Below are 15,100 nucleotides of genomic sequence, written 5' to 3' on the forward strand. Positions count from 1 at the left end.
CGTTTGTCACGCTGCTCGCTTATAACACTCGTCTTTTCAACGCCGTTGAGGACGCCCTCCACCATGCCCCTGGTTACGATCATGCCCCGGTTCTACTTGCTCGATAGCCATGCTGCAGCGCGTAAAGCCCGGACGGCTACGCGTCTATATAATCATACAATATGCTCAGAAGCGACAGGGTCCATCGCCGGGCGATTTCATAAGGGGAGTTGCTTGAAATCTGTAATGCTGCTCGGCTCCATCTTTACGGCAACCCTGCTGTTGCCGCTTGCCGTGATCGCCGGCCAGGCGACGCGTGCCTCGTTCGGCCATACGGCGGACGGGCAGGAGGTGGAGATCGTGACGCTCACCAATAGCCATGGCATGCGTGCGCGCGTCATGAGCTATGGCGCTTCGGTGCAGTCCTTGCTGGTGCCGGATCGCAACGGCAAGCTCGCTGACGTCGTGCTCGGCTACGACACGCTTGATGGGTATCTGGAGCGTCGCCAGTATTTCGGTGCGACGGTGGGCCGCTATGCGAACCGCATCGCACACGGCAAATTCACGCTGGACGGCAAGAGCTACAGCCTTAGCTTGAACGATGGCGCCAATTCCCTGCATGGCGGCAGCAAAGGCTTCGACCAGCAGGTGTGGAAAGTGCTCGATGTAAAGCCGGGTCCGACACCAAGCGTGACGATGGAATATGTCAGCCCCGATGGCGACCAGGGTTATCCCGGGAACTTGACGGTGAAGGCGACCTACACATTGAGCGACGACAACCAGCTGAAAGTCGCCTACGTTGCGAGCACGGACAAACCCACCATCGTCAATCTTTCCAACCATACCTATTGGAACCTGGGTGGCGAAGGCTCGGGTTCGGTGATGGAGCAAGAGCTGATGATCCCCGGTGATGCAATCACGCCGGTGGGCGATGCGGCGGCGATCCCCACGGGAGCAATCACCCCCGTTGCAGGCACGCCCTATGATTTTCGCATCGCAAAGCCGATCGGCCGCGACATCCGCGATGGTGATTCGCAGCAGCTGTTGTTCGGTCACGGCTACGACATGAACTGGGTACTCAGCCGCAAGGAAATCGAGTCGCGCGTGGTTGCGCGCGTGGAAGATCCGCATTCCGGCCGTGTGATGACCATCTGGTCGGGCAAACCGGGCCTGCAGTTCTATTCGGGCAATTTCCTCGACGGCACCACCGTGGGCAAGGACCACCATATCTATCGCCAGGGCGACGCTTTCGTGCTGGAGCCGCAGCTGTTTCCGGATACGCCCAATCACCCGGACTTCGGCTCGGCACGGCTGGAGCCGGGTCAAACCTATCGCAATACCATCGTTTATCGTTTCGGCATCGACCAAGCCGCGAAGCAGTAGGGAGCCGGGCCGAAGCGGTTGGGAAGCAGTAACGCGCAGGAGCGCTGCAGTACCCATAAACAACCCGCCCTGTACGCAGGGCAGGGATAAAAAAGTTTCATAAGGTGGATGTGACAATGAAGAGCACACGATGGGCAGGGTGCCTCGGTTTGGCGCTGCTGCTTGGTATTTCCGTGGCGCATGCCGCGGAGACGGAGCGTTGGACGGCCGCCCAGGCCAATGCCTGGTATGCGAAGCAGTCATGGCCGGTAGGCAGCAACTACGTGCCTTCCAGTGCGATCAACGAGCTGGAAATGTGGCAGGCCGCCACGTTCGATCCGGCTCGCATCGATCAGGAGTTGGGCTGGGCGCAAGGGCTGGGCATGAACACCATGCGTGTGTTCCTGCACAACCTGTTGTGGGAACAGGATCGCGACGGCTTCAAGCAGCGCATCGACACGTTCCTGAAGATCGCGGCGAAGCACCACATCAAGCCGATTTTCGTACTGTTCGATTCGTGTTGGGACCCTGATCCCGTGCTCGGGCCGCAGCATCCACCCATTCCGGGCGTACACAATTCCGGCTGGGTGCAGGCGCCCGGCACGAAGGTGCTGGATGATCCTTCCCACTATGGGCAGCTCCAGGCCTATGTGAAGGATATCGTCGGCCGGTTTGCCAAGGACGATCGCATTCTGGCTTGGGACGTGTGGAACGAGCCGGACAACGACGGCGGCGGCAACTACGCTGCGGAAGAGCCGAAGGACAAATTCCAGCGCGTGGCGCAGTTGCTGCCGCAGGTTTTCAACTGGGCGCGCAGCCAGCACCCGGTGCAGCCGCTGACCAGCGGCGTGTGGCATGACGGCGACTGGTCGAAACTGGGCGATCTCAATACAGTCGAGCGGACCCAGCTCACGCAGTCGGACATCATCACGTTCCACAACTACGAGTTTCCAGAAGACTTCCTGCGCCGCGTGCAGCAGCTGCGCACGTATGGCCGTCCGATGATCTGCACGGAATACATGGCGCGCAGCGCGGGTTCGACCGTCGATGGCGTGCTTCCGGTGGGCAAGAAGCTCGATGTCGGCATGGTCAATTGGGGTTTCGTGTCCGGCAAGACGCAGACCATCTTCCCGTGGGATTCCTGGCAGAAGCCCTACACGCTGCAGCCGCCGGTGATCTGGTTCCACGATCTGCTGCAGCGGGACGGGACGCCTTATCGCCAGCGTGAAGCGGCCATCTTCCGTGCGTTGAGCGCGGCGCCCAAAGGCGTGGTGCCAGCGGATGCGGTGACGCTGCCTGCAAGTGAAGGCACGCGTGTCGTGAAGACGGCGCACTGAAATTTTTACTGCGACGGTCGCAAGACTGCGACCTTTTGTCTGGCTTGAAGTTTGTAATCATATAGTAGTACTAATAAGGAAATTGCCTCAGAAGAGCCGCATTTCGATATCCATGGATAGCCACCGCGCCAAGGCGGCGTCCAAGCCGAAAGGGGAGAGACCATGAAACGCAACAGCAGCATCACCTTCACCATGAGTTTGCTGGCGGTAGCCATCGCTTCATCGTTGGCGACCGCGCACGCGGATACCACGCCGCCAGCTAGCGTCAGTCAGCCGGCAAATAGCAGCGCGGCGCAGGCTACCGATACTTCGTCGCCAGGCAATACCGGCAGCGGCAAGGATAAGAAGAAAAAGCAGGAAGTCGACGCGAAAACGCTTTCCACCGTGGTGGTGACACCGCTGCGATCGAGCCTGGGGTCCGCCGCCGAAATCAAGCAGGACTCGGATAACATCGTCGATTCGATCGTGTCCGAAGACATCGGCAAGCTGCCGGACAATAGCGTGGCCGATGCGTTGCAGCGCATTACCGGCGTGCAGGTGGCGCAAGGTTTCCAGGGTGAAGCCAGTAGCGTGGTGGTGCGTGGCTTGCCGAACGTGGTCACCACCTTGAATGGCCGCGAGATCGTCAGTGGCGTTGGACGCGCTTATGCGTTCCAGAACCTGCCGGCCACCGCGGTGAAATCGGTGCAGGTGTACAAGACCAGCGATGCAAGCCTGGAAGCGGGTGGCATTGCAGGCTTGGTTGATATGCAACTGTATCGCCCCTTCGACTTCAAAGGGCTGGAAGTGGCCGGCACGGTGACCGGCATCAACAGCGCCAACGCCGGGCGCACCGACGGTACCGGCAGCTTCCTGATCAGCGATCGCTGGAAGACCAGCGCGGGTGAATTCGGTGCCTTGATCAATGCCAGCATCATCACCCAGCACTACGACTACAAGGCCGTGTGGGGCGATTTCCCACGCCTGCTCACGGATTCCTCGGGTAATCCGCTGCGCAGCCCGTCAGGCACGCTGGTGGAGGTGCCCAATGGTTTCGGCGCCGACTACAACCTCGGCTATCGCCGTCGCCCTGAAATGAACTACGCGCTGCAGTGGGCGCCCAATGACCATACCGAGATCTACGCCGAAGGTCTGTACGACTGGGACCACGACAGCTATAGCCAGCCGTTCTTCTTCAGTTTTCCAGTCGGAGCGATTACGCCAAGCTCTTATACCGTGGGCAATCATTGCTATCCGGATCAGCTGGCCGGCCCCTACCACGGCCAGACCATCTGCGATGCAACCAGCGCAACCTGGAGTGGCAACAGCTACGCGGCAACCAGCACGCAAGCCCACGCGCAGCATGGGCATGACATTCAAAATTCGATCGGCGCGAAATGGCATAACGACGTATTGACGCTCTCCACCGATCTGTCGTCCACGCTCAGCTCGTTCATGGACAACACGTTCATCGTCGATACCTTCCTGAAAGGACCGATCACCACGGTGTGGAGCGGCACGTCCGGCAACCGCCAGAACTGGTCGCTGCTGGGCAGTCCGCAGAACGATCCTTCCAATTACTACTTGAACGGTCTGTTCCAGAACTGGTCGGTGCAGCGGGGCAAGGAGCTGGCCTGGCGCGCCGATGGCGTCTATACCTTTGACTCGGGCTTCTTCCAGAACCTGCAGTTCGGCGTGCGCGCGGCGGATCATCGCGCAAATTACGAAGGCAGCGTGACCGTTTCCATCCCGCCGCCGGGCGGCACCGGAGCGATCGCGCTCAATCCCAATCCCGCCAACCAGGTCCTGGCGCGCTTCCCGGCCAATTATTTCTGCGCCATGCCCAGTTCTTCGGCACTGCCGGGGGGCTGGCTGACCGGCTGCTACAACTATCTAAACGGCAATGCCGACGCGATCCGTGCGTTGTACGGCACCAATCTGGGATTGCAACCGGTCAATCCGGGCCGCTTCTACAACATCGACGAAAAGAATTTCGCCGGCTACCTGCAGACCGCCTATGCCACCACGCTGTTCGGCATGCCGCTGGACGGCCTGGTCGGTGTGCGCATCGAGGACGTGAACCGCAATCTCAGCGCCTTTTCGTATAACAGCGCGAGCAACGTCTACACGCCACTGAGTTTGTCGACCAGCGCTCCGGTGTATCTGCCGAACTTGAGCGCCGTGTTGCACATCACCGACGCGTTGCAGGCACGCTTCGTGGCGGCCAAGACGGTGACGTATCCGAACTTCGGCGATCTCAATCCGTCTATCTCGCTAAACCCGGGCACCATCAACCGGGCGGGCGAGGGCAACAGCGGCAACGCGTACCTGACGCCGATCAAGTCCAACAATTACGACCTGTCACTGGAGTGGTATTTCGCACCGGGCAGCTATGCAAGCGCGGGCGGGTTCTATCGCAACATCAAGGGCTACGTGCAGTCCTACGTCACCGACGAAGTGATCGGCGGTCAGCCATACCAGATCAGCAGCCCGCAAAGCGCCGGCAACGGCTTCCTGGATGGCGTGGAACTGGCCTACCAGCAGTTCTTCGACTTCCTGCCCGGTGCCTGGAACGGACTGGGCATGCAGGTCAACTACACCTACATCAATGGTTCGACCAAATCGCCGCAGTTCCTGGGCGGCCCGATGGTGAGCACGCCGCTGCAGAACGTGTCCAAGCACAATGGCAATGCCGTGCTGATGTATGAAAAGTATGGCTGGTCATTGCGCCTGGCCTATAACTACCGCAGCCGCTTCATCGATGGCTTCAATGCCGCGAACGTTGCCAGCATGAACGATGAAATCGCGCCGGCCAACCAGATGGATCTGTCGGTGGCCTACAACCTCAACGATCACAGCACCGTGGTGCTGGGCGCCACCAATCTGCTGGGGGCGAATCTGCACCAGTACTGGGGTGACGGCAGTTCACGTCCGCGCGATATCCGTTACCAGGATCGCACTTTGAGCCTGGGTTTCCGCTTCAAGCTTTGAGTTCCCCCTCGGGAGCATCGCCTCGTGGTGCTCCCTTTTTTTATTCCTGGCGGCCGCATGCGTGCGGCCGCCACTTTTCCCAGGGGATGTTTCATGCGCCGAACGCCATGCTATCCACGTACCGTGTGCCTGCTGCTAGCCATGGCCGCCACGCATGCCGCGTGCGCGCAGGAGCAAGCACCAGACGTGGCCAGCGGCGAGTTTCTCGCCAACGGTACGGGCTACGCTTCGGTCGTACAGCTGTCGCAACTTACCGACGCGGATGCGGGTGGACGTCTATTGCTTACGTTCGAACAGAGCGGCATGGCCGGGCTGCCACTGTACGTAAGCGACGACCATGGCAAGTCCTGGCACTACATGCAAAACGTCGTCGATCAGGAGCACGCCGGCGAGCCGGCCTGGCAGCTGCGCTGGCAGCCGAATATTTCTGAGCTGGACAGGGATAGTGGTGATCTGAAACGCGGCACATTGTTGTTGGCCGCCAACGCCACCCGTAATGATGCCAAGGGACATGTGATTGAGGAGGATCTCCAGCTCTACACCTCCATCGACCAGGGCAAGACCTGGCATTACCGCAGTTCCATCGTGCGCGGTGGCGGCCATCCCGAGGACAAGGACAACCACGGCGTGTGGGAGCCGAATGTCCACGTCCTCGATGACGGCCGGATGATCGTCTATTACTCCAGCGAGCAGCATAAAGACCAGGGCTTCAATCAAATTCTCGCGCACAAGCTGTCCCGTGACGGCGGCAAGACCTGGGGCGCGGAAGCGATGGATGTTGGCGTGCCCGGCGGCGTGGAGCGTCCCGGCATGGCGGTCGTGACGCGCCTGCCAGACCGCCGCTACGTGATGAACTTCGAGGACATCGACGGTCCTGAGAACGGCAAGATCCATCTGAAGTTCAGCGCCGATGGCCTCGACTTCGGCGACCCTGCCAACCGCGGCATCCCGGTGCAGACCGAAGGGAGCGCATGGCCGGCTGCGTGCCCGGTGGTGAGCTGGTTCCCAGTGGGCGGGGCGCAGGGCGTGATCGTGGTATCCGGCGAACGCGCCGGTGGCAATGGCGATGCGGCCGGACGCAGCCTGTACTGGAACAACAACGGTGGCAAGGGACCGTGGTGGGAAGTGCCCGCTCCGGTGCAAAAGATCACCGGCAATATCCACGCGGGATGGACACAGGCGTTGCTGCTGCAGCAGGACGGCAAGTTCCTGCACATCACCTCGTCGTCATCTACCGATTTGCAGCGTGGCTGGAAGGCCGCCTACAACGTGATGCTGTACGCGAGTGCATCGCTCAATTTCAACCGCTATGAAGCTGAGGATGCCGCACGCACGGACGCTGTGGTGGTCGGTAATCCGCGCGCGTCGAATCGGCGCATGGCGCGTATCGCGGCGGGGCCTTACGGCAAGCTGCAGTTTGACATCCACCGCGATCATGGTGGCACGCACGTGTTGCGCTTGCGCTATGAAGACGTGGGATTGACGGCTACGCCGAGGATCAACGTCAATGGAACACCTGTCGCCGCCGGTATCGGCAAGGCGGATGGTGATAGCGGCTGGGAGGTGATGGACGTAAGTGCCGAGCTGAAGGATGGCGACAATACGATTGTGATCGGCGGTGCGGAACATGCTTACGATCTGGATTACGTCGAGATCGATCCGGCACGATAACGCGCCACGTAGGCTGGAATTGTCATCCAAGCCTACGTGTCATCCATTAGCCATCGTTTGCTCAGGCTTTGCGACGCTTGTTGCTCAGGTTTTCCTTGGTGTCCGCGATCACCTTGAGCATGGCCTTGTGCGCCCCGTCCGGATCCTTTTCGCGGATGGCCTGCAGCACCGAACGATGTTGCGGGAGCGAATATTTGAAATTGGCGGCGGTGTGCGCCGACATCGTGAAGTAGCTGCTGAGCGCCGTTTCGATCACCGAGAACAGCGAGATCAGCAGTTCGTTGCCAGTGGCGGCGAGTATCGCCTCGTGGAAGTCGATGTCGGCGGTGGTCCAAGATTCCGGATCGTGTGACGCTTCCATCGCATCGAACGCGACCTGCATCCGCTTCAGTTGCGTGACGGATCGATGCCGTGCAGCGCTCGCGGCGGCGGCTGGCTCGATGATTTCGCGCATTTCCGACAGCTTCTGCACGAAATCGGCGGTGGGCATCGAGGCGCAGCGCCAGGCGAGCACATCGGCGTCCAGTTGGCTCCAGAAGCGCGCATCGCGCACGCGGGTGCCGACCTTGGGGCGGGCTTCCACCAGGCCCTTGGCCGAGAGCACCTTCATCGCCTCGCGCAGCGAGGTGCGGCTCACGTCCATTTCTTCGGCCATGGTCGCTTCGGGCGGTAGCACTTCGCCCTGTTTGATTGCGCCGCTTACGATGCGTTGCCCCAGGACCTGCACCACGTGCCCGTGCAGGTTGCGTGCGGCCATGGGGCCGGCGCCGTTGCGCAAGCGCCGTGAAAGCGTAGGACGGGCGGTCTTGGTGGCGCCATCCCTGCCGCTTCGAAAAGATGCCATGCAGCCGTCTCCTTCAATATCACCCCAAGAAAAGACCCGCCGAATAGAAAACCTGATCGTTCACTAATCGGAGCGGGGCAATGTGGATCTGCGGCGCTCATCAACGCGCTCTGGGAAATGATGCCACGTTTCAGGGAGGTGACTAGAGGTCACGCACAGACAGGGAGGTTTTGCCTCGTGCTAATCGTCGTTGCGACGGCGCCGATCCAGCCCCACGGCCCATGTTCAGGTGTGATGGCTGCCCGCCCGGACACGTCCAGGGCAAATACCGCTTACGCGTTTGAAAAGGCGTCGGAAGGCAGCCTCGCTGCTATAGCCCAGGCGCTCGGCGATCGACGCCACCGACAATTCGGGGTCATGCAGCAGGCGCTCGGCAACGTTGACGCGCCACTGCGTGACGTACTGCATGGGCGGTACGTTCATCAGTTGCGTGAAGCGCTCGGCAAAGGCCGAGCGCGACATGCAGGCCAGCGCAGCCATGTTCTCAATCGTCCATGGGTGTCCAGGCTCCTGGTGCACAGCTTGCAGCGATTTGCAGATGCGGCTGTCAGCCAGGGAGGCGAACAGGCCTTGCTGTTCGGCATGGCGATGGGCGTAATCGCATACGGCGAGGGTGAACAGCGTATCGGCGAGCTTGTTCAGCAATACTTTGCGGCCAGGTACCTCGGATTTTGCGATCTCGACCATCATCGTCGACAGATGGCGGAACAAACTGTGGGCTTGCGCGTCGCGCACTACGAAGCATGCCGGCAGGGCACGGCTGAGCGGGTGGCGGGTATGGCTGGGGTAACGAAGCTCGCCGCAGATCAGGCTGGTGGCGATATCGGCCGTGGTGTCACGGGCGCGCAGCCGATGCGGGTCTCCATGGGCGAACACCACCAGGTCCCCGGCTTGCAGGTGCCAGTTTTCCGTAAGCACCTCGCTTTCGATCAGGCATTCGCCCGAGCCGACCAGATGGAACAGGCCATGGCCATTGCGGGTGGCGTCGGCGAACCAGGAGCCGCAGAACTCGGGCTCCGCCACCACTTCGACGCGCAGCAGCGACTGATTGAGTAGGGCTTCCAGGGCCGGCGCCACGGAAGGTGGATCGACCGCGTTGGGCAGTCTGGCGTAAGCATCGACGTGCATGGATTTCACTTCCTTGGACTGTGCTTTGCCAGTTCTTCGGCGGGAAGTCGACGCCGGTTACATACCCCAGTGCGGTGACGGGACGTGGAATAGATCAGAGCATCCCTAGCGTCCAGCCACGAATCAGTCCTGCTGCCAGCCAAGCCTGCAGCAGCGCGACCATGTGCGGAATGGCGGCCGTGCCGCCGTGATGGGCCGCCATCCATTCGCACAAGGCGGCAAACGTTTCGCCGCGGATGGCGGCACTCAGCACCTGCCATTCCTTTTCGTCCAGGCACCGGTAGTGCACGGTGGTGTCCTTACGCCATACCAAGATCTGTCGCGCCTGAGCGAATTTGCGTAGGCGCGGACGCGGCTGGTCTTGGTCCGCGGCACGGCGAAAGGCCTCGGCGTTGCAGCGGCAGTCCAGCACATGCAGATTCCGCTGCCATGAAAGTTGCAGCCGCGGCCAGGCATCGGGCGGCACGGCGGCAAGATCGGCGGCGCTGACGCTGGCTTCATCGGCGGCGTCGAAGGCCACCGAAATCGCCCAATCCAAGCGTGCCATGTCCGCGAAATGGGGCCGCTCGCGCCAGGGATGGGCGTAGTCGAGAAAAGCGGCAAGACCGGCGCCGTACCAGCGAATGTTGTAGTGCTCCGAAGGGTGCGCGCAGATGTATTTGTCCAGCATGCCCCCGAAACGCGCCCCGGCCATGCTGCGCAGCCCCGCGAATTCGGCTTGCAAGGCATCACGCAGGCGAGCACGGTAGCCGTGTCGGTACACCTCCAGGCGGCTGCGGGCGTCGGCCACGCCGCCGTCGCGAAGGATCGGCGGCGGCTGCGCCTTTTCCGCCAGCACGGCCTGCAGCATCTGCTGCTGCGTGGCTTGCAGCGATCTCATGCAGCGTCTCGCAGTAGCGGTTCGGCTAGCATGCGCGCATGTTCCAGTTCCGCGATCAACTCGGCTAGCGGTGGGAAGTGATCATCGCGTTCGATCATCGTCGATACCAGGCCGAAGCGCCGCACGGCTTCGGCGTAGAGGTCCCACACCGCGTTGGAAACCGGCGCGTCATGGGTATCGATGATCAAGCGTTCACCTTGCTCGTAACCGGCCAGATGAAACTGCTGCACGCGCGAAACCGGAATGCCGCGCAGGTAATCCAGCGCCGAAAAGCCATGGTTCATCGCGCTGACATGCACGTTGTTGATGTCCAGCAAGATCAGGCAATCGGCGCCTGCGGCCACTTCGGCCAGAAACTCCCACTCGCTCAGCTGCGAATCGGCGTAGCTGATGTAGCTAGACACATTTTCGAGCAGGATGCGGCGTTTGAGCCGGTCCTGCACCTGCCGTACGCGGGTCACCACGTGGGCGAGTGCTTCCTCGGTATAGGGCAGAGGCATCAGGTCGTGCAGATTCACACCTTGCACGCCGGTCCAGCAAAGGTGGTCGGAAACCCAGGCCGGTTCGATGCGCCGGGCCAGGGCGGCAAGCCGGGCAAGGTAGTCGTCGTCCAGCGGATCGGTGCTGCCGATCGACATCGACACGCCATGCATCACCAGCGGAAAGCGCTCGCGAAATCGGTCCAGCCAGGTCAGCGGCAAGCCGCCATGCACCATGTAATTTTCAGAAACAATTTCCAGCCAGTCGACACCGGGCGGTTGGGCAAGCAACGCTTCGTAATGTTCAACGCGCAGGCCCAATCCATAGCCTAGGTAGGGCACGGCGTCGGAGCGCTCGGCCGATTGCAGGGCCATGACGAGACTCTCCTGGATAGAAGGTGGGATGCACGCCGTGCGTGCACCCCACGGTTTACATTACTTCGCCTTGGCTTCGGCCTGTGCTTTGGTGCAGTCAGCCTGCGTCTTCTGCATGGTGAAACCCTGGCCCTTGCACGAGTTCTGTCCCTTGCAGGAGTTGCTGGCCTGCTTGCACGCACCCTGGCCTTTGCAAGAGCTGGAATTGACGCACTTGACCTGGGCTTGATCGCCGGCGGGGGCGCCAACAGGCGCGGCGGAAACCGTTGCGGCAGCGAACAAACCGGCGACCAGCACGGCCATGGCGCTTGCATTGACTGTCTTGACGTTCATATCTATCGCTCCAAGTTTTGTGGGGCGCCGCAGGGCGGCACAGGCATACTTGTCCAGTGCCATGGGGCGAATCCGGACAAGGCAATTGTGCTGCTTTGCTCCATGGGTCGCTGCACCCGTGCATCCTGCATTTATGCCCAACAGTCCGGCGGATGCCAGGCAAGAAACTCTGGACGCCTGGACATGGTGGTCATGGATGAGCCCCCGCATCATGCGCTTACTTCACGAGTGGGAATATATGCAATGCGTCATTACCTGGCGACGACTGCCTCGCGTCTGCTTGGCTTCCTGCATGCGGGAAGCTGGCTGGGGCCTCTGGTGATAAGGCTGGTATTCGGCTATTTCTGGCTGGAGACCGGCATCGCCAAGGTGCAGAACCTGGATGGCTTTACCCAGCGCTTCATCGGTTGGGGCATTCCTCATCCCGCGCTCAATGCAGCCTTGTCGGCTTGGACCGAACTGGTCGGCGGCCTGTTGCTGATGCTTGGACTGTTCACGCGCCTGGTCAGCATCCCGATGATCGTCAACATGATCGTGGCCCTGGCGCTGGTGGTATCGAGCCGCTTGATGGGCCTGGATGACTATGTAGAAGCTGACGAAGTGCTCTACATCACGATCTTCTTCTGGTTCCTGATCGCGGGGCCGGGCAAGGTCAGTCTGGATGCTCTGATCGCGCGCTGGCTGGGTATTCGTACGCGCGATTGACTGGCGTGGCCTGAGCTTGGGGCCAGTCCAGGCCTGGAGGCGACCGATATGCCGTTGCGTGGCGCCTAAGGAACAAAAAAGGGCACTGTCGTTCCGCGGCAGTCTTAGGATGCCAAGACCGACTCCACGCGACAGCTTCTGGACGTCACATTGGAGGGGTCTGGCATGTAGGCTGGGATGACAATCCCAGCTTGTCATGCGGCATCCCGATGCTGGGACCCTCATGCCAGCCTACGTGTTGCTCTAGTGCAGCATTCTGGAGTCGGGCGTGGCGAGGTACATGTCGAATTCGCCCTGCATGCTCGCCTGGGTGAAGCCCAGTTTCAGCAGCAGCGGACACATGAAATCCTGCAGCGATTTTTCGGCGCCATGGAAGAATTTTCCGTGGCCCTCCAGCTCCTCCAGCAACTCGTCGCCTCTGCCGCAGTAAAAGCTTTCCGCCCGATCGCGAAAGAATCTTTTGATCAGGAAGTCCCGGCGGGATTTGGCCTGGTCGAGCATGCTTATCAGTGTCGCCGGCACAAACGTGAGTCCGCTCAGGCGTGCAACAAGGTTATGCAGGCCCGCGGTAAAGGGCTCATCCGCCGGCACACAGTCCGCTTCTTCCGCCGCTGCCCGCGGGTGGCCCGGCGCAAGATCGATGCACGTATTGGCGTTCGCGACTTCGTTCTCGAACGCTTGTACGAGATACATGACGGCGCCGTACTGGGCGCACAACTCTCTGAATTGCTCGTCGCGGTTCTCGATCATGGGCATGATCTCTTCGTCAGGTCATCAAACGATCACCGGCGCCTGTGCTTGCGCCGCCCCGTGTCTCGCTTTATGCGAAGCAACCTGCGTGCCAAGTCCTGCCATTCACGCGACGGCGCTCGGCCCGTTCCTCAGTTCTTGCAGGGCGAAGTCAATGCACTAGGGATGCTCTGATCTATTCCGCGTTCCTGGCATGACGTCCAGAAGGCCCGCAGGGCGTGTCGCGCATACAGTGCGGTGACGGGTACGTGGAATAGATCAGAGCATCCCTAGGACCGAAAGCAACAGCTTGCCGGCAATACCCCACATCACCAGCGCGATCAGCACGTCCAGTACGCGCCACGCCAACGGCTTGCGAAACAGCGGCGCGAGCAAGCGCGCCCCATAGGCCAGAGCGAAGAACCAGATGAAGGAAGCCGTCGCCGCGCCGATGGCGAACAGCGTGCGTGGGCCCGGTACCGGCCAGGCCGAGGCGAGGCTGCCGATCAGCAGCACGGTATCCAGATAGACGTGCGGATTGAGCCAGGTGAAGCCGGCGCAGGTGGCCAACACCTTCCACAGGCTGGCGGCGTTGCCGTGCGTATCGGGAGTAAGCACTTCGGGATGGAATGCGCGACGCAGTGCCTTGACGCCATACCACGCCAGCACCAATGCGCCGGCACAAGCCACCACAGCCAGCATATGCGGGTGCTGGCCAATGGCGACGCCTAGCCCTCCCACGCCAGCGGCAATCAGCGCCGCGTCAGAAAGCGCACAGAACAGTGCTACCGGAAAGCGATGTGATTGCAACAGGCCTTGCCGCAGCACGAAAGCGTTCTGCGCGCCGATGGCGATGATCAACGAGGCGCCGAGCAGCAAGCCGGCAAGCAAAGGGGCCTGAGCTGACGTTGTCGCGATCAATAGGCGAACTCCTTGAAGATGGGATCCACGCTGCCTTTCCACGCGCCGTGGAACAGCTCCAGCTTGCGTTCTGCGGGCGTCTGACCAGCTTCGACGATTTCGATCAGCGGTTCAAGGAAGACGCTCTCGTTCGCGCCATTGCGATTGAGCCGGTTGCGGCGCTTCAAGCCGTGCGCGGCAATTTGCAATGCTTCGCGGGCCAGGTCGCGCACGGTGCCATGGCGGAATGGCAGCTTCAGCGCATGCTTGGGTACTCCGTCGCGCAACGCATGGCGCTCTTCGCGACTGAAATCCTTCACCAGATCCCATGCCGCGTTGAGGGCGTCATCGTCGTAGAGCAGCCCGACCCATAGCGCGGGAAGCGCGCACAGGCGATTCCACGGACCGCCGTCAGCACCGCGCATTTCCAGGTATTGCTTCAGCCGCACTTCCGGAAAGGCGGTGGTGAGGTGATCGCCCCAGTCTTTCATCGTGGCACGCGTGCCGGGCAGCTCGTCGAGCGTGCCGGCCATGAAGCGCTTGAAGTCCTTGCCTGCCAGGTCTACGTAGTGGCCGTCCTGGTAGCTGAAATACATGGGCACGTCGAGCATGTAGTCGACGTAGCGCTCGTAGCCGAAGCCCGCGTCGAACACGAAATCGAGCATGCCGGTGCGATCCGCATCGGTGTCCGTCCACACGTTTGAGCGATAGGAGAGATAACCATTGGGCTTGCCGTCCGTGAACGGCGAATCGGCGAACAGCGCGGTGGCGATCGGCTGCAAGGCAAGGCTGGTGCGGAACTTGCGCACCATGTCGCCTTCGCTTTCGAAATCCAGGTTGACCTGCACGGTGCAGGTGCGCGTCATCATGTCCAGGCCGAGCGAGCCGACCTTGGGCATGTATTCGCGCATGATCTTGTAGCGGCCCTTGGGCATCCATGGCATCTCGTCGCGGCGCCATTTGGGCTGGAAGCCCATGCCGAAGAAGCCCAGGCCCAGCTCGTCGGCCACGGAGCGTACTTCTTCCAGGTGGGTGTTCACTTCCAGGCAGGTCTGGTGGATGGTTTCCAGCGGCGCCCCGGACAGCTCCAGCTGACCGGCCGGTTCCAGCGTTATGTTGGCCTTGTCGCGCATCAATGCCACTGGCACTTCGCCTTCCCGGGCCATTTCCCAGCCATGCCGCGTGGCGATGCCCTCCAGCAAGGCGCGTATGCCGTGCTCGCCCTCGAACGCAGGTGGGCGAAGGTCGTCCATGCGAAAGCCGAATTTTTCGTGCTCGGTGCCGATGCGCCAGGCGTCACGCGGCTTCTCGCCGGCGGCCAGGTAGTCGATCAGTTGCTGGCGGCCGTAGATCGGGGTGCTTTTGACGGCACTGGGTATGGACACGGGGCAAGCCTCACGGGGATAGC

13 protein-coding genes are annotated in these 15,100 nt (G+C 61.3%); 5 read left to right on the forward strand and 8 right to left on the reverse strand.

What is annotated here, in order from left to right; all coding sequences use genetic code 11:
- Positions 1 to 213: 213 nt before the first annotated feature.
- The 4 genes from QQJ96_RS08020 (at position 214) to QQJ96_RS08035 (ending at position 7,319) form a co-directional block, all read left to right on the forward strand.
- On the forward strand, positions 214 to 1,362 hold the full coding sequence (locus QQJ96_RS08020) for an aldose epimerase family protein (RefSeq protein WP_284331461.1): 1,149 nt from the start codon (positions 214 to 216) through the stop codon (positions 1,360 to 1,362).
- 116 nt (positions 1,363 to 1,478) lie between these two features.
- On the forward strand, positions 1,479 to 2,678 hold the full coding sequence (locus tag QQJ96_RS08025; RefSeq protein ID WP_284331462.1) for a glycoside hydrolase 5 family protein: 1,200 nt from the start codon (positions 1,479 to 1,481) through the stop codon (positions 2,676 to 2,678).
- Between the two features lie 162 nt (positions 2,679 to 2,840).
- The gene (locus QQJ96_RS08030; protein ID WP_284331463.1) at positions 2,841 to 5,648 is read left to right on the forward strand and encodes a TonB-dependent receptor; all 2,808 of its coding nucleotides are present in this window, start codon (positions 2,841 to 2,843) and stop codon (positions 5,646 to 5,648) included.
- 93 nt (positions 5,649 to 5,741) lie between these two features.
- Positions 5,742 to 7,319: an exo-alpha-sialidase gene (locus QQJ96_RS08035; RefSeq protein ID WP_284331464.1), complete on the forward strand. Its 1,578-nt coding sequence runs from the start codon at positions 5,742 to 5,744 to the stop codon at positions 7,317 to 7,319.
- A 61-nt stretch (positions 7,320 to 7,380) separates the two neighbouring features.
- On the opposite strand, the gene QQJ96_RS08040 is transcribed toward QQJ96_RS08035, so the two are convergent.
- The 5 genes from QQJ96_RS08040 to bufA2 all read right to left on the reverse strand — a co-directional run bounded on the left by QQJ96_RS08040 (position 7,381) and on the right by bufA2 (position 11,358).
- Positions 7,381 to 8,163: a FadR/GntR family transcriptional regulator gene (locus QQJ96_RS08040; protein WP_284331465.1), complete on the reverse strand. Its 783-nt coding sequence runs from the start codon at positions 8,161 to 8,163 to the stop codon at positions 7,381 to 7,383.
- A 225-nt stretch (positions 8,164 to 8,388) separates the two neighbouring features.
- Entirely contained in the window at positions 8,389 to 9,291 is a 903-nt protein-coding gene (locus QQJ96_RS08045) for an AraC family transcriptional regulator (protein ID WP_284331466.1), read from the reverse strand.
- A gap of 94 nt (positions 9,292 to 9,385) precedes the next feature.
- Positions 9,386 to 10,171: an HvfC/BufC N-terminal domain-containing protein gene (locus QQJ96_RS08050; RefSeq protein WP_284331467.1), complete on the reverse strand. Its 786-nt coding sequence runs from the start codon at positions 10,169 to 10,171 to the stop codon at positions 9,386 to 9,388.
- Positions 10,168 to 11,025 (reverse strand): MNIO family bufferin maturase, encoded by an 858-nt coding sequence (gene bufB, locus QQJ96_RS08055; RefSeq protein ID WP_284331468.1) that lies wholly within the window; start codon positions 11,023 to 11,025, stop codon positions 10,168 to 10,170. The genes QQJ96_RS08050 and bufB overlap by 4 nt, the downstream gene beginning before the upstream one ends.
- Before the next feature lie 60 nt (positions 11,026 to 11,085).
- Positions 11,086 to 11,358: a BufA2 family periplasmic bufferin-type metallophore gene (gene bufA2, locus QQJ96_RS08060; protein WP_284331469.1), complete on the reverse strand. Its 273-nt coding sequence runs from the start codon at positions 11,356 to 11,358 to the stop codon at positions 11,086 to 11,088.
- Positions 11,359 to 11,601: 243 nt separating this feature from the next.
- Between bufA2 and QQJ96_RS08065 the strand changes: the two genes are divergently transcribed.
- Complete coding sequence (locus tag QQJ96_RS08065) at positions 11,602 to 12,063, forward strand: DoxX family protein (RefSeq protein WP_284331470.1); 462 nt, start codon at positions 11,602 to 11,604, stop codon at positions 12,061 to 12,063.
- A gap of 243 nt (positions 12,064 to 12,306) precedes the next feature.
- Here QQJ96_RS08065 and QQJ96_RS08070 read toward each other — a convergent pair whose 3' ends face one another.
- From QQJ96_RS08070 to QQJ96_RS08080, 3 genes are all read right to left on the reverse strand, one after another.
- A complete protein-coding gene (locus tag QQJ96_RS08070) occupies positions 12,307 to 12,819 on the reverse strand; it encodes a hypothetical protein (protein WP_284331471.1) in 513 nt (170 codons plus the stop codon).
- 252 nt (positions 12,820 to 13,071) lie between these two features.
- Positions 13,072 to 13,713, reverse strand: a complete 642-nt coding sequence (locus tag QQJ96_RS08075; protein ID WP_284331472.1) for a LysE/ArgO family amino acid transporter — start codon at positions 13,711 to 13,713, stop codon at positions 13,072 to 13,074.
- Positions 13,710 to 15,077, reverse strand: a complete 1,368-nt coding sequence (locus QQJ96_RS08080; protein WP_284331473.1) for a glutamate--cysteine ligase — start codon at positions 15,075 to 15,077, stop codon at positions 13,710 to 13,712. Before QQJ96_RS08080 ends, QQJ96_RS08075 begins: the two co-directional genes overlap by 4 nt.
- Positions 15,078 to 15,100: the final 23 nt, after the last annotated feature.

The sequence above is a fragment of the Dyella flagellata genome (genome assembly GCF_030160275.1).
GTDB classification, from domain to species: Bacteria; Pseudomonadota; Gammaproteobacteria; order Xanthomonadales; family Rhodanobacteraceae; genus Dyella_B; species Dyella_B flagellata.